This window comes from Microbacterium sp. J1-1 (assembly GCF_024498615.1).
In the GTDB taxonomy this organism is placed as follows: Bacteria; Actinomycetota; Actinomycetes; order Actinomycetales; family Microbacteriaceae; genus Microbacterium; species Microbacterium aurugineum.
On the sequence record NZ_CP089590.1, the window covers coordinates 635466 to 652333 of the forward strand.

The window sequence follows — 16868 nt, forward strand, 5'->3', positions numbered from 1 at the left end:
GAAATGTTGCGCTGTTCTGGGGAGCGAGATGCGGAATCTTGCTGTCGCGGTCGGATGCCTGTTGCTGCTCGGCGGAGTGGTCGTCGTGGCGCTCGCCGACCAGGAGCGTGCAGCCGCCGTCGATGCCGTCAAGGCGGAGATCGTGAGAGTCGAGCGTGCTCTGGACGAGTCCCAGGGCGAGAATCTGGAGCTCGCTGAGAAGCTCACCGCCCTCCGCTCGCAGATCGCCGAGCAGGATGGCGAGATCGCGGACACCACGGGGTTCCTGCCGTGATCCGCCGGATGCTGGCGGTCGTGGTCGCGATGACGGTGATGCTCTCCGCCGGGGTGCTCGCGCGGGCGAACGCGCTCGACCAGGAACGCGCGGTGGCGGTGGCCGAGCTGAGCTCCCTCACCCGGGAATACCACGAGACGACCCAGCGCACCGACTATCTCGACGGGGCGGTCGATCGCGCCGAGCGGGACACCGCGGAACGCGCGGCGGTGCTCGCCGTCCGCCCGGCCTTCGTGACCGAGCTCACCGCCTTCGCCGCCGCTCTGGACGGGGCACGCGGGGTGGTCGACACGGCCGCGCACCGGGCCGCTGCCCTCTCCGCCCAGCAGACGGTGCTGGCCGAGAAGGTGAACCCGGACACGGTGACGGCGGCGACCGCGACGGTGAACGCACTGACGGAGAAGGTCGGCACCGAGGTTCAAGCCGCACAGGCCGCACTCGCCGCGCAGAACGCCGGACCGGGAGGGCCGGCCTGGACCTCGAGCGGTCCCGGCGGTTACGCCCGGGTGCGGGCTGCACTGGACCTCGTCGGGGGTGGCGGGGTCGGGTTGTACGAGTCCTCGTCGTGCGCGGGCGGGAGCGCGCCGGCATGTGCCAACAGCAACGGGTACATCAAGTACCGCGCCGACATCGCCAACTGGAGCTCGGGGCGATTGAACTGGGCGATGGCGCACGAGCTCGCGCACATCTACCAGTTCCGGGTCTGGGGTGCGCTGACGTCGTCGGGTGCCTACGCTTCCTTGTTCGGCGGCGACCCGGAGTTCCTGGCCAACTGCATGGCCGCCGTCCGGGGCTATCCGGGCTCAGCCGGCTGCAACGGCGAGCAGCAGGCCTGGGCCTCGGGGATCTGGGTCGGAGCGGTCCGCTGAGGCGTCCTCACGCCACCGGGGTGGTCGTGTCGACCGCGTCCCGCAGGGGGCGCCGCATCACTCGCCAGTACGACGACGGCAGGATCCGCACGAGGACGTCGATCAGGCGCGCCTCGCGTCCGACCATCGTCCTCGCCGCCCGCCGCTCGGTGGCCCGGACGATGCGGGCGGCGGCCTCCGCGGGCTCCGTGTGGTACATCGCGGCCTGCGCGGCGGCGGCACGGGCGGCGACGGCGGGGTCGATGGCCGCGGCGTAACGTCCGTGCAGGATGATCCCGGTGCGTACGCCCGAGGGGTAGACCGCGCCGACGCTCACCGACGTGCCTTCGAGTTCGTGACGCAGAGCCTCGGAGAAGGCCCGCACGGCGAACTTGCTCATGGCGTAGGGGATGCGTCCGGCCGGGGAGGCCAGAGCGTAGACGCTGGCGAGATGGGTGATGTGCGCCGCGGGTGCCGCGCGGAGCGCCGGCAGCAGCGCCTTGGTGATGGAGACCGTGCCCCAGAGGTTCACATCGGTGAGCCAGCGCATCTCCTCCATCGTGAGCTGGTCGAGGTTGCCGAGCATCGACGACCCGGCGCACGTGATCAGTGCATTGATCCGCGGGTGTGCGTCGCCGATCGCGGCGGCGGTGGCGAACACGGCCTGATCGTCGCGGAGGTCGACGAAGTGGGTCGTCACCCGGCTGTCGTGAAGCTCTCCGGCGATCGCCTCGAGCGCGGCGGCATCGTGGTCGATCAGGGCCAGGTGCGCTCCCCGTGCGGCGAGCAGCCGGGCGATGTCGGCGCCCATCCCGTTCGCGGCTCCGGTGATCACCGTGGTGCTGCCGACGAGATCGAGGTGTCTCATGTGCCTCCTGCGGGCGCGACCCGGGTGCGAACCCGCGGATGTCGGATGGGTGGGGCAAGCTGATTCCGAACCATTCTGGCCGACACCGGGCCGTAGTGATACCGGTACGCTCAAGGAGAGGAGGTACCGGTGGGACGGACAGCGGATGCCATCGCCGAAGGCGTCGCGATCGCGACCGCTGCCGCGCGCCTCGCCGTGAAGAACCACATCCTCATCGGCACCATCGCGGAAGACGGCGTCTTCGACATGGACAAGTACATCGACGATGCGCGCGAAGCGCTGCGGGCGATGGCCGAGGAGTCCGAAGAAGCCGCCGCCACCGTCACGGCGCTGCGAAAGCGGGCGAGGGGGAGGCACTCCGATCCGGTGGGCACGCACGACTATCGTGACCGCGACGTCCGCAACCTCCGGCGCCGGGCGAAGCAGTCCACCGGGGTGGCCGAGCGCCTGCGCGAGATGATGCAGGATCGCGACAGCCTCGCGCAGATCGTGGAAGAGGCCAGGGATGCCGCCTGGGCCGATGTGCGGCACAACCTCGACCGCCGGTTGCGGGTCGAGGGCATGCGCCCCGACCATGATCCCGACTACGGGCGAATGCGTGAAGCCCGTATGCAGGCGCTGCGTCTCGTCGACCTGCAGGCACTCTCCTCGGAGCAGAGAGCGAAGGCGAAGCGTCGGAAAAAACAGCAGAAAGCTGCGGCGGCCGGGGACTGAGGTCTCGTTTCGCTTTCGCGTCTGGACTGTTGTAGGCTGTTCCACGGCCCGCTGAGCGGGCTGGGCGCCCGTAGCTCAATGGATAGAGCATCTGACTACGGATCAGAAGGTTAGGGGTTCGAGTCCCTTCGGGCGCACACTGTGTTGAGACAGTATAGAAGGTCCCCGTCGCGAAAGCGGCGGGGACCTTCTGCTGTTCCGGCCGTCGATCCGGTCAGAGCAGGCTCGTGATCGCGGGATCGCGGCGCGCGACTTCCGCGGACGTCGACACGATCGCCTTCCGCATCGCTGCCACGGCGATCGCCGGAGTGACATCCGAACGGTGGGCCAGGCTGACCGTCCGCGTCATCATGGGGTGCGAGAGTCGCACCGACCGCAGGCCCGGCCGATCGAAGAGGACCATCGCCGGCACCACGGCGACGCCGAGGCCGCGCTCGACGAAGCGGAGGGCCGTGTCCATCTCGGCCCCTTCCAGCACGGGGTGAGGAGTCAGGCCGGCCTCACGGAAGGCGGCATCCGTCGTCGCGCGCAGTTCGTAGCTCTCGCCGAAGGTGATGAGGGGGAGACCGGCCAGCTGTTCCAGGTCGATGGCAGGTCCATCCGTCAGCGGCGGCTCCGCAGCCGAGGACACCACGACGAGCTCCTCGGCGAGCAGCGGCATCCTGGTCAAGCTCACGCCGGCCGGGGGAAGACCGTCGGACGCGGTGATGAGCGCGATGTCGACGGCGCCGACGGCGAGCTGTTCGACCAGGAGCCGTGAACCGCTCTCGGTCAGGTGCAGGTCGACATCGGGGTAGGCGGCGTGGAACGAGCTGACGGCCTCGGCGACGAGGCTGATGCACAGGGTGGGCGGAGCCCCGAGCCGCACGCGTCCGCGGCGGAGTCCCGCCAGCTCTCCCATCTCATCGCGGATGGCGTCGGCATCGGCGAGCATGCGCTGCGCGCGGGGGAGGAGCGTCTCTCCGGCGGCGGTGAGCGAGATGTGGCCCCGTGCCCGGTGGAACAACTCGGCGCCGAGCTCACGTTCGAGGGTGGAGATCTGACGACTCAACGACGGCTGTGCCAGGTGCAGGTGCTCGGAGGCGCGGGTGAAGTGTCCGAGACGCGCGACCTCGACGAACCCGCGGAGTTGCTCGAGGTTCATGACCATAGTCTACGCGTATCGTTTCCAGTGAGACTATGCATTGGAGTTATTAGGATCCCCTAATTAGCGTGGATCCCATGGCTACGCGCGAACGTCAGATATCCACCACCGTCCTCGTCATCGGTACCGGCGGATCGGGGCTGCGAGCGGCGATCGAGATCGCCGAGCACGGCGTCGATGTGCTCGCCGTCGGCAAACGGCCGCGGCAGGATGCGCACACGTCCCTCGCCGCAGGCGGCATCAACGCGGCGCTCGGGACCATGGATGCGGACGACAGCTGGCAGCAGCACGCGGCCGACACCATCAAGGAGAGCTACCTGCTCGCGAATCCGCACACCGTCGAGATCGTGACGCAGGGCGCGGAGCGCGGCATCCGCGACCTGGAGCGCTGGGGCATGGACTTCGCCCGCGAAGACGATGGGCGCATCTCGCAGCGGTTCTTCGGTGCGCACACCTTCCGTCGCACGGCCTTCGCCGGCGACTACACGGGCCTCGAGATCCAGCGCACGCTCGTGCGCAAGGCCGAGCAGCTCGACGTGCCCATCCTCGACCACGTCTACATCACCCGCTTGCTCGTGCGCGACAATGTGGTGTTCGGTGCCTACGGATTCGATCAGGCCGATGGCACCCGCTACCTGATCCACGCGGACGCCGTGATCCTGGCGGCCGGTGGCCACAATCGCATCTGGCGGCGCACCTCATCCCGCCGCGATGAGAACACCGGCGACTCGTTCCGTCTCGCGGTGGATGCGGGTGCCCGACTGCGCGACCCCGAACTCGTGCAGTTCCACCCGTCCGGCATCATCGAGCCGGAGAGCGCTGCGGGAACCTTGATCTCGGAGGCCGCTCGAGGGGAGGGCGGGATCCTGCGCAACGCCCTCGGCGAGCGGTTCATGGCGAAGTACGATCCCGAGCGGATGGAGCTGTCGACCCGTGACCGCGTCGCGCTCGCGGCGTACACCGAGATCAAGGAAGGTCGAGGCACGGAGAACGGCGGTGTGTGGCTCGACGTGTCGCACCTGCCCCGCGAGACGATCATGACCCGGCTTCCCCGCGTCTACCAGACGATGATGGAACTGCAGATGCTCGACATCACGACCGATCCGATCGAGATCGCCCCTACGGCGCACTACTCGATGGGTGGCGTCTGGGTGCGACCGGAAGACCACCAGACCGATGTCGACGGGCTCTACGCGATCGGTGAGGCCTCGAGCGGACTGCACGGCGCGAACCGACTCGGCGGCAATTCCCTCATCGAACTGCTCGTGTACGGCCGCATCGTCGGTCAGGCGGCCATGGAGCATGCGGCGGGCCTCGATGCCCAGCGCCGTTCGGCGACGGCAGTGGCCGAGGCGCGTGCCGAGATCGACGACCTCCTCGCCGCGGAGGGGCGCGAGAACGTCCGGGCTCTGCAACGCGCGATCCGCAACCTCATGACCGAGTACGCGGGGGTCGTGCGTTCCGAAGAAGGGCTGCTCGCCGGACTCGCCGACCTCGACATGATCGAAGGGCGGATGGAGGACATCGGGATCCACCCGGACATCGCGGGGTTCCAGGACCTCGCCCACGCCTTCGACCTCAAGGCGTCGGCGCTCGCCGCCCGGGCCACCCTCGAAGCGGCGCTGGAGCGTCGAGAGACACGCGGATGCCACAACCGCAGCGACTTCCCCGACACCGACCCCACGCTGCAGGTGAACCTGGTGTGGTCGCCGACCGCCGGCGTCACCCGCGAGGAGATCCCGGAGGTCGCACCCGAGATCGCCGAGCTCATGCGCGAGGTCGACACCGAGGGCAAGCTCGTCGAGTAGTCCGCCCAGACCCCGCCCCATCGTCGAGACCCCGCCCCATCGTCGAGACCCCGCCCCATCGTCGGCTGCAGGGTGGGGTCTCGGCGGCGACCGGGGGTCTCGGCGAACGGATCAGCCGGCCTGCGGCTCCTCGGTGTCGATCACACCGATGCCGACGGCCTCGTGGTCGGGCTCGGGCTCATCCCGCTTCGGCGCGGTGGGTTCCTCGCCGGGGTCCTTCTCGGTGCTCGGCTCTTCGAGTTCCTCAGTGCTCGGGACCTCGCTCGGGTCGGCGTCTTCCGGCGACTCGGCCTCGGAGGGAGTCGTCGCCTCCGCCTGGCTCGTGTCCGAAGAAGGGCTGGGCGTCGGAGTCTGCGCTTCAGGAGAGAGCTCGTCGGTGGGTTCCGGCTCAGGAGTGGTGTCGGTCATGGTGACCCCTTTCGGCGATTTCCTCGGACCACGATGCCCCGACCGCACGCTCGCCGGAAAGGGGGTTGACTCCCCGTCGAGTTAACCGAGGTGAACCGAACCGGTGAATCCGGCGTAGCCTGGAAGGGTGACAGCGTACGTCTCGGCCTTCGACCTCTTCTCGATCGGAGTGGGTCCCTCGAGCTCCCACACGGTCGGACCGATGCGGGCGGCTCTCGATTTCGCGCGACGCCTCACGGCGAGCGGTGCACTGCCGCGAGTCGGCCGTGTCGAGGTCGCGCTGTACGGTTCGCTCGGTGCAACGGGGATCGGTCACGGCACTCCGGATGCCGTCGTCGCCGGGCTCCGTGGGCTCACGCCGGAGACGTGCGACCCGGCTGAGGTCCGTGCCGCCTGGGCCGACCTCCCCGCGGGTGCCGTGATCCGCATCGACGGCACCCACGAGGTGCCGTTCGTGAAGGACGACATCGTGTTCGCACCGCGCACCCGGCTTCCCGGGCATCCCAACGCCATGACGATCACCGCGCGGGATGCAGCGGGCGATGTCGTCGCCGAGGAGACGTATTACTCGGTGGGCGGAGGATTCATCCGCAGGGACGGTGAGGAGGCGAAGCTCGCGACCGCAGGGTTCCCGTACTCGTATGCGGATGCTGCCTCGTTGCTCGCCCTCTGCGACGAGAACGGGCTGTCGATTGCCGAGGTCGCGCGACTCAACGAAGCATCCGTGCGCAGCGAGGAAGAGGTCGCCGCCGGACTCGACGCGATCTGGGATGCGATGGCGGGTTGTGTCGACGCCGGTCTACACGCGGAAGGAACCCTCCCGGGCATCCTCAAGGTCAAGCGACGGGCCGGAGTGATCCGCGGTCAGCTCGAGGCGGTCGAGGCCGACGGTCATCGTGAACTCCCGGGCGAGTGGCTCGGTGCCTTCGCGCTCGCGGTGAACGAGGAGAACGCGGCAGGCGGACGGGTCGTGACGGCCCCGACGAACGGAGCCGCCGGTATCCTTCCGGCCGTCGCGATGTACTGGTGGCGGTTCCTCGCCGATTCGGGGCTGGGAGCGGGCAACGCGGTGACCCCCTACGGTGAACTCGTCGGCAGCGCTCTGTTGGGATTCGAGTCGGATGTGCGGACGCTGGAGAGTGCCAGCGGCCTCGACGAGGAGCAGACGGCCGAGGCGAACCGTCGCCGTGGCATCCGCCGCTTCCTGCTCACTGCGACGGCTTTGGGCTCGCTCTTCAAGGCGAACGCGTCGATCTCCGGGGCCGAGGGAGGATGCCAGGCCGAGGTCGGATCCGCGTGCGCCATGGCCGCAGGCGGCCTCACCGCCGTGATGGGTGGCACGAATCGTCAGATCGAGAACGCGGCGGAGATCGCGATGGAGCACCACCTCGGTCTCACGTGCGACCCGATCGGCGGACTCGTGCAGATCCCGTGCATCGAACGCAACGCGATCGCCGCGTCGACGGCGGTCACGGCGGCCCGACTCGCTCTGCGCGGCGACGGAAGCCACTACGTGTCCCTGGACGCCGTGGTCGAGACGATGCGCCAGACCGGTGCCGACATGTCGACGAAGTACAAGGAGACCAGCGAGGGTGGTCTCGCGGTCAACGTCATCGAGTGCTGACCGTCCGATCGTGATCGTGTCCGCGGGTGGCGATAGCCTCCACGAGACGTCACGCGCGGAGGGAGCACGATGGATGCGTTCTGGGAGCCGAGCTCTCGCCGTCGACGGCAGCAGCCGGTGGTCGCCGTCCGGCCGAACGATGATGCCCCGACGCCCGACGGGGAGTGGCCGACGAACATCCCCGCCGTGGCCCAGGTGCTCCGCGACGGGATCGACCTCGACCCCGGAGTGACCTTTCTGGTTGGCGAGAACGGCAGCGGCAAGTCCACTCTGGTCGAAGGCATCGCGCTGGCGTACGGGCTCTCGCCCGAGGGCGGGTCACGGCAGGCACGGCACCGCACGCGCGCGACGGAGTCGCCGTTGTCGGACTGGCTTCGATTGCAGCGCGGGGTGGGGGCGAATCGCTGGGGCTTCTTCCTCCGCGCCGAGACGATGCACTCGTTCTACACGTATCTGGAAGAGAACCCCTCGGCCAGCGGCGACGTTCCGTTCCACGAGATGAGCCACGGGGAATCATTCCTCGCGCTGCTGGACAGCCGGTTCGACGAGCCGGGCTTCTACTGCCTCGACGAGCCCGAGGCGGCCCTGTCCTTCACCTCGACGCTCGCCCTCATCGCGGTGCTCCGCCGCATCGCCGACGAGGGGGGCCAGGTGCTCTGCGCGACGCATTCGCCGGTCCTCGCAGCCCTCCCCGGCGCGAAGATCCTCGAGGTCGGGGAGTGGGGCGTGCGTCCGGCGGACTGGGGTGACCTCGAGATCGTGGACCATTGGCGCTCGTTCCTCGACCACCCCACGCGTTACCTCCGTCATCTGCTCGACTGAGCCCGGGTCGATCGCGGGGAGCGAAGTCGTAGGCTGGCGGGCATGACCGAGCAGAAGTCACCGCGCCGGCGAGGACGCCCCAGAGGTGCCTCGGACTCGCGGGCGCGCATTCTGACGGCCGCGGTCGACGACTTCGCCGAGAAGGGCTACGACGGGGCGACGGTCCGCTCGATCGCGGCCCGCGCCGGTGTCGACTCCGCGCTCGTGCATCACTACTTCGGGACCAAAGCCGACCTCTTCGCCGAGGCCGTGGGCATCCCTCTGCGTCCCGACATCGACGTGCCGCGGATCCTGGCCGGATCTCGCGACGGCGTCGGTGAGCGACTCGTTCGGTACGTGCTCGAGGCGTTCGAGCAGCCGGAGGTGCGCCGGCGAGGGGTCATGCTGATCCGCACCGCCGTGGGGAGCCGGCTGACGACCCCGTTGCTGGCCGGCTTCCTCTCGCGCGAGCTGCTCTCCCGCGTCTCTCGGAGTCTGGACACCGACGATGCCGATCTGCGCGCCGCGCTCGTCGCCTCGCAGATCGCCGGCATGCTGATCGCCCGCTACGTGCTGCGGCTCCCCGCGCTCGCCGGTGCATCGGTCGATGAACTCGTCGGACGAGTCGGTCCGACCGTGCAGCGCTACCTCTTCGACTGAGGGACGCCGGCTCAGGCGCGCGGATCCCGTTGACGCCATCGGTGCTCGGGCGCATAATTCATCACATGATGAATAACTCGGCTGTCGAGATCTCGCAGCTGCGTGTGCACCGCGGCGCCGACCAGGTCTTCGACGGGATCGACCTCACGATTCCGCGCGGGCAGATCACCGGCCTGCTGGGGCCGTCGGGGTGCGGCAAGACGACTCTCATGCGCTCGATCGTCGGCGTGCAGAGGATCGCCTCCGGAGACGTCAGGGTCCTCGGAGAGCCGGGCGGTTCGCGAGGGCTCCGGCACCGGATCGCCTACGGCACGCAGGGCGCATCGGTGTACGGCGACCTCAGCGTGCGTCAGAATCTCGCCTCTTTCGCCTCGCTGCTGAAAGCCCCGAAGGGCGACGTCGATCGGGTCATCGAAGAGGTCGGTCTCGGGCCGCAGGCGGGGCAGCTCGTCGACGCCCTGAGCGGAGGACAGGCGACGCGGGTGTCGCTCGCGGTGGCGCTGATCGGTGCGCCCGAGCTCGTCGTGCTCGACGAGCCGACGGTGGGACTCGATCCGGTGCTGCGCGCTGAGCTGTGGACCCTCTTCCGTCGTCTCGCGGATCGCGGGGTGACACTCATCGTGTCGAGCCATGTGATGGATGAGGCCGTGCGCTGCGACCGGCTGGTGCTGATGCGGGAGGGGCGGATCATCGCCGACACGACTCCGACGTCGCTCCTCGCCGACACCGGGACGACCGACGCCGAAGCCGCCTTCCTGGCGCTGATCGAGCGTGACCGCGCGGCCGGCCTCGGAGACACCAGGAGGTCGCGCCGAGACGCGCGCGGGACGCACGGGGAGGTCGGGGAATGAACGGCCGCCGGATCTTCGCCACGGCAGGCCGCGTCCTCACGCAGTTGCGGCATGATCCGAGGTCGATCGCCCTGATGCTCATCGCGCCGAGCATCCTCGTGGGGCTCTTCGCCTGGTTGTTCAGCGACCAGGACGGTGTCTTCGACCGGGTCGGCGGTGCCATCCTGGCGCTGTTCCCGTTCATCGTGATGTTCCTCATCACCTCGATCACGACCTTGAGGGAGCGCCGCTCGGGCACGCTCGAGCGGTTGATGACGACGCCTCTCGAGAAGGCCGACTTCATCCTCGGCTACGCGCTGGCGTTCGGAGCGATGGCGGTGGTCCAGGCGGTGATCACGGTGTCGTTCGCGGTCGGGGTGTGCGGGCTCGACGTCGACGGGCCGCTGTGGCAGTTGGGCCTGGTCGCGGTGGTCGACGCACTGCTCGGCACCGCGCTCGGCCTGCTCGCGAGTGCGTTCGCGCAGACCGAGTTCCAGGCGGTGCAGTTCATGCCGTTGCTGGTGTTCCCGCAGATCATCCTCGGGGGGCTCTTCATGCCCCGCGACCAGATGCCCGACGTGCTGTACGCGATCTCGGACTGGCTGCCGCTGAGCTACGCGATCGACACGATCAATGCCGTGGCCGCGGGGGACGAGGGCTGGGACGTGTTCGGTCCCTTGCTGATCGTCGTCGCGTTCGCCGTCGGTGCCCTGGTGCTCGCGGCGCTCACGTTGCGGCGGCGTACACGCTGAAGTCTCGGTCCGTTCCGCTGCTCAACGCGCGGCGCGGTTCTTGGTGTGCTTGGTCGGCGTGGCGGCCCACGGGTCTTCGGGCCAGGGGTGCCGCGGGTAGCGCCCCCGCATCTCGGCGCGGACCTGTGCGTACGGACCGGACCAGAACGAGGCCAGGTCGTCGGTAACCGCGAGCGGGCGCCCGGCGGGGGACAGCAGGTGGAACAGCACCGGCACGCGCCCATCGACCAGCCGAGGAGTCTCCGCCCACCCGAAGCACTCCTGAAGCTTGACCGCCACGACGGGCCGTGCCGACGTGTCGCCGTCGGGTTCCGGGTAGGTGATGCGGACGCGGGATCCGCTGGGCACCTCGAGGCGTTCCGGGGAGAGTTCGTCCAGGCGCATCGCCTCCGGCCACGGCAGCAGGCGGCGAAGGGCGGAAAGCAGGTCGAGTCGTCCCACCGGTGTGCCGGAAGCCAGCGCATCGAGTTCGGGTGCCAGCCAGGCGTCGAGGGTGTCGAGCAGGCCCGCGTCCGAGACATCCGGCCAGGGGTCGCCGAGCTCGCGCCGCAGCAGCGCCAGTCGACGGCGCAGTGCCTCCGCGCCGTCGGACCACGCGAACATGCCCAGTCCGTCGCGGCGCAGGGTGCGGCGGACAGCATCCCGCCCCTCCTGCGCGGAGGCCCGGACCGGGACCGAGGTGCGCAGGATCGCCCCGAGCCGGCGTTCGCGTCGGGCCTGGACACGGCCTCCGCTGAACTCGGCCTCGACGCGGTCCGTCAGGAGGTGGTCGGCGGCTTGCTCCATCTGCGCCTCGGTGAGCGCCGCTGCCGCGCGGATGACCGCTCCGGATCCGGCTGCCGCGCGCCCGGAGGCGCGGGCGACGTCGGCGACGGCGAGCCATTCGACCGCCGCGAGCGGGCCCGTCACTCCTGCTCGCGTCCCGGATGCGAGCAGGAACGTCGCTCCGGCCGCGGTGCGCTCGACGCGGCGGGCGATCCGCTCGGGAAAGGCCAGGGCGATCACGAGTCCGACGCCGTCGAGATCCGCAGAGGCGTGTGGTGCCGGAGGGGCCAGACGTTCGAGGCGATCGACGTCATCGCGCCATCGGCGGGCATCCGGCGTGCGTCCGCCCCGCAAGGAGATGAGAGCCTGTGCGACGTCGGCATCGGCGACTCGAAGATCGCTGCCCAACAGCGCGACGACCTCCGCGGCGAGGCGTCTGCCGACTGCCGGACTGCCGTCGCGGAGCGCGCGGGCGAGTCGAGGATCGGTCGGAACGCGGGCGAGGGCGCGACCTTCCGCGGTGGCACGACCCTCGTCATCGATCGCGCCGAGACCGCGGAGGACCGTGAGGGCATCGGCGAGGTTCTCTGCGGGCAGCGGGTCGATCATCCGCAGCCCGGTGCCACCGGGGGATCCCCAGCACGCGAGCAGCAGGGCCGCATCCGCGAGGTCGATGACCGCGATCTCGGGTACCGGGCGCGCGGGAGCCGCCGCGTAAGACCGCTCGTCGACGCAGCGGACCACGGCACCGGGAGCCTGGCGGGTGGCGCGTCCCGCTCGTTGCACGCACGACGACCGGGATGCTGCGGTCGTGACCAGACCCGTCATTCCTCGGGAGGCGTCGCGCAGCGGATGCCGCGACAAGCACGTGTCCACGACCAGGCGTACGCCCGGGACCGTGAGCGAGGACTCCGCGAGCGAGGTCGTGACGATGATGCGCGGACGGTCTTTCGACGTACGACCTCGGATCACCGCATCCTGTTCGGCCGGCGGGATGCGTCCGTGCAACTCCCGCACATCGAACGTCTCGCTCGACTCCCGGATGCGACGGGCGATCTCCGACACCTCCCGGGCCCCCGGTGCGAAGACCAGGACGTCGGCCTCCGGGTCCTCCGCGATCTGCGTCAGGGCCGCAGACGTCGTGACGCGCGCGACGTGGTCCAGGAAACCTGAGGTGACCCCACGCTCGTCGAGGCGCGGTACGGGGCTCGGGGCCCAGCGCTCCGTGAGGGGGAAGGCGGGCACATCGTGGTCCACGATCGGGGCCGCGGCCGCCTCGCTGCCGAGGACGGATGCGATGCGCTCGGCGTCGAGGGTGGCGGACATGGCGACGAGCACGAGGTTCTCCCTCAGCTCACGCACCTCGGAGAGCAGGCCGATCAGGAGATCGGTCTCGAGCGCGCGCTCGTGCACCTCGTCGAGGATCACGGCGTCCACGCCGTCGAGGCCGGGATCATCGAGCATCCGCCGTAGGAGCACGCCGGCGGTGACGAACTCGATCTGCGTCGTGGGACCCGCGGCGCGCTCGCCGCGGACCGTGAACCCCACGCGTGAGCCGAGCGGAGAGCCGTCGAGGTGGGAGAGCCGTCGAGCTGCGGCACGGGCGGCGACGCGGCGAGGCTGCGTGACGATCACGCGACCGGTGCGCCGCGAGGCGACGAGAGGCGGCACGAGGGTGGTCTTGCCCGTGCCCGGCGGTGCGGTCACGACCACCGAGCCACCGGCGTCGAGGGCCGCGGAGAGCTCGTTGAGAGCGCCCGCCAACGAGAGCCCCGCGCCGATCGCGTCGAGATCGAAGGCGGCGGGCATCATCCGTCCAGTCTGCCGCGTCGGCTCAGCGGCCGGCGCCGTTCACAACTCAGGAGAAACGCGCCCTGCCGGCCCCGAACGGCTCTCGCTGGCCCCGACCACCTCGTTCTTCCTGAATTGTGAACGGGCGAACAGGATGCCGGGCCACGAAAAAACGGATGCCGCGACCTGATCGGTCGCGGCATCCGCTTCGTGTTGCGTGGGTGCTACTCCGCGGCGGGAGCAGGCTCCGTGGCGGGTGACGCCGTGGAGGGCGTCGACGCACGCGCGGGGGACTGCGTCGGAGGCGTGGCCTCGGCGACACCGGCGCCGAAACCACGGCCGACGGCCTGACCCTGGATGATGCCCGCGAGGTCGAGGCCGGTGGCCGAGTGGACGCTGTCGAACACCGAGCGGAGGGCCTTGGCGTTGTCGGCGCCGACCACGTTCGATGCGCCGTCCTCGCCGGAGCTGCCGATGATCGACACGTTGCCGATCGCCGCGTAGCCCTTCGAGAACTCGGCCATGATCGAGGGCAGAACGTCGAGCACGCGCTGCGAGAGGAAGGCGTCCTGGTTCGAGGCGATGGCCTTGGCCTCGGCCTCGAGGGCACCGGCACGCGCGTCACCCTCGGCGCGGATGGCATCGGCTTCGGCGTTGGCGCGCAGGCGGCGGGCTTCCGCTTCGGCTTCGGCCTGGGCACGGAGGGCGTTCGCCTCACCGCTCGCCTTCGCGATGGCGGCGGCTGCTTCACCCTCGGCACGAGCCTTGTCAGCCTGCGCCTGCTGCTCGGCGATACGGGTGCGGGCTTCGGCCTGCTTGACCTGCTCGATCGCGGCGGCCTCGGCCGCGCGTTCGCGGGTGTAGAGCTCGGCTTGAGCGCGGGTCTCCGCCTCGTACCGCTGGGCGTCGGCAACGCGCTTGACGTCGGCGTCGAGCTGAGCCTGCTTGTTCTCAGCCTGCTGCTGCAGAACGGCCTGCTCCGCCTGAGCGCGTGCGAGAGCCTCTGCCTGCTCTGCTTCGGCACGTGCACGTCCGATGCCGGAGTCGGCGTTGGCGGTGTTGGTGTCGAGCGCGGTCTGCTCGATCAGGTTGGCTTCCTGGTTCGCGATGTTCTTCTGGTTGATCGCGCGGTCGGCGTTCGTCTGCGAGATCTCGGCGGCCTGACGCTTCGCCTGGATCTCGGGGGCACCCAGCGACTGGATGTAGCCGACCTTGTCGGTGATGCCCTTGATCTGGAACGAGTCCAGGATCAGACCCTGCTCGGCGAGTTCCTGCGAGACATCGGCGGCGATCTGATCGGAGAACTTCTTGCGCTCGCGCATGAGCTCGACGACCGACAGGGTCGCGACGATGCCACGGAGCGCACCTTCGAGCTGTTCGGTGGTGAACTGCTCGATGGCCTTGTCCTGCGATGCGAAACGCTCGGCAGCGCGGCGTACGTAGAGTGGGTCGGAGCCGATCTTCACGATCGCGACGCCGTCGACGTTCAGCGTCACACTGTCGAGCGACTGCGCCTCGGCGTTGAGGGAGACCTGACGGGAGCGCAGAGAGATGATCTCGTGGCGCTGCGTGATCGGGTTGACGAGCGACTTGCCGTTCACGATGACGGTGACGGGCGACTCCGCCAGTTCCGAACTGGTCGTGCCGTCTGCGGCGATGACTGCGCGTTGGATCTTCTGCTTGCGCCCCGAGATGACGAGGGCTTCGTCGGCTCGGGCCACCTTGATCCAGCTGCGTGCGAACAGCAACAGGATCAGCAGCAGGACGACGGCGATGACGACGCCGATGCCCACGATGACGAGGATGCCGACGATTCCGGCGATCTCCATGAATGACCTCCCTGGTTCCCCCCGAGGGGGCGGTCTGACGTGCCCGCCGAATGCGCAGGCGTATGCAACCCACCCTGCCAGAAAAGGCGGAGGTCGTTCTCGGCGCCCACAGGCGCAGGTCAGCGGGAGCGGAGCTTCTCGGCGAGGTCGCGCAGAGTGCGCAGCTCATCGTCGTCGAGGCGCGACATGCGCTCGGCGATCGAGCGTCCGTGCACGGTCGCGAGAGCCCGGAAGGCCCTGGCCCCTTCATCAGTGGCGCGGATCAGGGCGCCGCGCCCGTCGTCGGGATCCGAGCACTTCGCCACGAGACCACGGGTGACCATCCGGTCGACCAGACGAGAGACGCTCGGCTGGCTGATCAGCATGTTCGAGGTGATGTCGCGCAGCCGTGCGGTCATGTCGGGGGAGCGGGTGACGGTCAGCAGCACGTCGTACTCGGCTTGCGCGAGGTGGTTTTCTTCGAAGTCGACCAGCATCGCGGTGAACACCTCATGCTGTGCGCGGAACAGGCTCTCCCAGGCTTCGATGGCGAGCTTGCGGTCGGTCATCCTCACAGAATAGTGCGAACAGTAAAGGGCCGGTCGGAGAGGCTCCCGACCGGCCCTTGTCCCTTGCACCAAGAGTGTCCTGCAATCACATGCGGTGAGTGCCACAGCAAACATTCACCGTGTGATCACTGTATAACGGCGAGATAACGAATGCAACGGTTTGGTCACGGAATCTTCGGCTTTCAGCACGGATGTCCGATCTCACGAAAAGTGTCGGAGTCTCACGAAGGCTGTCGGAGAGTCTCACGAAAGTGTCGGAGTCTCACTAGACGTGTCGGAAGAGCGGCGTGTCGACCAGCCTCGTTGGGTGCCGGACATAGTCTGCCCGTGAGCAGATCCCCAGTCGGGGCATCTTTGTCAGGGCTCAGGACATAGGCCAGTACCGCTCCCCAGGAGAGAGGCTGACTGCCGAATAGGAAGTATCCGTCGATGTCGATTGGATCCCTATGGACCTGACTCAGCAGTGGCCTGTTCCTCCCACCACTAAAGCCAACCGGACGCGAGCTCGCGTTGAGTACCGTCTCGATGGCGTGCAACTAGAGCTCGACGCCGTCGACTGCGACAGCGTGCCCTTCGAACGAGGCGATCCCGTTCGGAACTTTCCCAGTTGGCGGCTCAAGCGTCATTACGACGGCTACCACTGGATGGGTGCGCTTGGCGCGTCTGTCGGATTCGAGTCGCTGACGGAGCGGGGCTGCCTCATCGAATTGGACCGCACCCCGGGCGTGGTTGCGATCGCCAGCCAGCCCATGTGGATCCGATGGACCACACCCGACGGCCCGCGCGAGCACTGCCCGGACTACTTCGTGCGTCTGGACGACGGGCACGCCGTGCTGATGGACGTCAAGCCGGCGACTCAGATCAAGGACGACGTCAGAAGACAGTTCGACATGACAGCGGTGTTCGCCGCTGAGCGCGGCTGGCGGTATGTCGTCTATGACGCGGAATCGGTAGTCCGCGAGGCCAACCTCCGATTCCTGGGCCCGTTTCGAGACTGGGCGAGCAGCGAAGAACTGCCAATGCTCCCAGAAGATGGGCTGCCCCTGGCTGAGGTAGCTGCGCTGCTCGGCGTCGGATCCGAGGGCTTCGCACACTGCTACGCGCACCTCTGGTCAGGGGCGCTCGAGGCAGATCTCGATCAAGCCCTCAACATCAGAACGATCGTGTGGCAAAGGAGCGTGTAGTGCGGGTTGTAGTTGGCGGG

16 protein-coding genes and 1 tRNA gene are annotated in these 16868 nt (G+C 68.9%); 11 read left to right on the forward strand and 6 right to left on the reverse strand.

The genetic code is table 11. The features are described from left to right. The first annotated feature begins 28 nt into the window (after positions 1-28). Positions 29-274: a hypothetical protein gene (locus LRQ07_RS02955; protein ID WP_047521232.1), complete on the forward strand. Its 246-nt coding sequence runs from the start codon at positions 29-31 to the stop codon at positions 272-274. Beyond that, positions 271-1143: a hypothetical protein gene (locus LRQ07_RS02960; protein ID WP_256535800.1), complete on the forward strand. Its 873-nt coding sequence runs from the start codon at positions 271-273 to the stop codon at positions 1141-1143. The genes LRQ07_RS02955 and LRQ07_RS02960 overlap by 4 nt, the downstream gene beginning before the upstream one ends. 7 nt (positions 1144-1150) lie before the next feature. Here LRQ07_RS02960 and LRQ07_RS02965 read toward each other — a convergent pair whose 3' ends face one another. Then, positions 1151-1990, reverse strand: a complete 840-nt coding sequence (locus tag LRQ07_RS02965) for an SDR family NAD(P)-dependent oxidoreductase (protein ID WP_256535801.1) — start codon at positions 1988-1990, stop codon at positions 1151-1153. Positions 1991-2119: 129 nt separating this feature from the next. On the opposite strand from LRQ07_RS02965, the gene LRQ07_RS02970 reads away from it, so the two are divergent. Both LRQ07_RS02970 and LRQ07_RS02975 read left to right on the forward strand, forming a co-directional pair. Then, the gene (locus LRQ07_RS02970; protein WP_047521226.1) at positions 2120-2704 is read left to right on the forward strand and encodes a hypothetical protein; all 585 of its coding nucleotides are present in this window, start codon (positions 2120-2122) and stop codon (positions 2702-2704) included. 64 nt (positions 2705-2768) lie between these two features. Beyond that, positions 2769-2841, forward strand: a tRNA-Arg gene (locus tag LRQ07_RS02975). Between the two features lie 77 nt (positions 2842-2918). Here LRQ07_RS02975 and LRQ07_RS02980 read toward each other — a convergent pair. Continuing rightward, positions 2919-3854, reverse strand: a complete 936-nt coding sequence (locus LRQ07_RS02980; RefSeq protein WP_232762609.1) for a LysR family transcriptional regulator — start codon at positions 3852-3854, stop codon at positions 2919-2921. Between the two features lie 71 nt (positions 3855-3925). Here LRQ07_RS02980 and LRQ07_RS02985 point away from each other — a divergent pair, with 71 nt between their 5' ends. Next, a complete protein-coding gene (locus LRQ07_RS02985; RefSeq protein WP_131494384.1) occupies positions 3926-5656 on the forward strand; it encodes an L-aspartate oxidase in 1731 nt (576 codons plus the stop codon). A gap of 111 nt (positions 5657-5767) precedes the next feature. On the opposite strand, the gene LRQ07_RS02990 is transcribed toward LRQ07_RS02985, so the two are convergent. After that, entirely contained in the window at positions 5768-6064 is a 297-nt protein-coding gene (locus LRQ07_RS02990) for a hypothetical protein (protein ID WP_134352964.1), read from the reverse strand. Positions 6065-6191: 127 nt separating this feature from the next. On the opposite strand from LRQ07_RS02990, the gene LRQ07_RS02995 reads away from it, so the two are divergent. From LRQ07_RS02995 to LRQ07_RS03015, 5 genes are all read left to right on the forward strand, one after another. Beyond that, a complete protein-coding gene (locus LRQ07_RS02995; protein WP_248539708.1) occupies positions 6192-7688 on the forward strand; it encodes an L-serine ammonia-lyase, iron-sulfur-dependent, subunit alpha in 1497 nt (498 codons plus the stop codon). A 69-nt stretch (positions 7689-7757) separates the two neighbouring features. Then, positions 7758-8510, forward strand: coding sequence for an AAA family ATPase (locus LRQ07_RS03000; protein WP_256535802.1), 753 nt, complete (start codon positions 7758-7760; stop codon positions 8508-8510). Positions 8511-8552: 42 nt separating this feature from the next. Further along, complete coding sequence (locus tag LRQ07_RS03005; RefSeq protein WP_256535803.1) at positions 8553-9149, forward strand: TetR family transcriptional regulator; 597 nt, start codon at positions 8553-8555, stop codon at positions 9147-9149. A 65-nt stretch (positions 9150-9214) separates the two neighbouring features. Continuing rightward, positions 9215-10000 carry an ABC transporter ATP-binding protein gene (locus tag LRQ07_RS03010; protein ID WP_256535804.1) on the forward strand — a complete coding sequence of 262 codons (786 nt, stop codon included), beginning with the start codon at positions 9215-9217 and terminating at the stop codon, positions 9998-10000. Beyond that, a complete protein-coding gene (locus tag LRQ07_RS03015; protein WP_256535805.1) occupies positions 9997-10731 on the forward strand; it encodes an ABC transporter permease in 735 nt (244 codons plus the stop codon). Before LRQ07_RS03010 ends, LRQ07_RS03015 begins: the two co-directional genes overlap by 4 nt. 21 nt (positions 10732-10752) lie before the next feature. On the opposite strand, the gene hrpB is transcribed toward LRQ07_RS03015, so the two are convergent. From hrpB to LRQ07_RS03030, 3 genes are all read right to left on the reverse strand, one after another. Then, entirely contained in the window at positions 10753-13308 is a 2556-nt protein-coding gene (hrpB, locus tag LRQ07_RS03020; protein WP_256535806.1) for an ATP-dependent helicase HrpB, read from the reverse strand. 203 nt (positions 13309-13511) lie between these two features. Further along, positions 13512-15116 carry an SPFH domain-containing protein gene (locus LRQ07_RS03025; protein WP_256535807.1) on the reverse strand — a complete coding sequence of 535 codons (1605 nt, stop codon included), beginning with the start codon at positions 15114-15116 and terminating at the stop codon, positions 13512-13514. 119 nt (positions 15117-15235) lie between these two features. Further along, positions 15236-15664 carry a MarR family winged helix-turn-helix transcriptional regulator gene (locus tag LRQ07_RS03030; RefSeq protein ID WP_248539713.1) on the reverse strand — a complete coding sequence of 143 codons (429 nt, stop codon included), beginning with the start codon at positions 15662-15664 and terminating at the stop codon, positions 15236-15238. Between the two features lie 446 nt (positions 15665-16110). Between LRQ07_RS03030 and LRQ07_RS03035 the strand changes: the two genes are divergently transcribed. Further along, positions 16111-16848, forward strand: coding sequence for a TnsA-like heteromeric transposase endonuclease subunit (locus LRQ07_RS03035; RefSeq protein WP_082066568.1), 738 nt, complete (start codon positions 16111-16113; stop codon positions 16846-16848). Positions 16849-16868 lie beyond the last annotated feature (20 nt).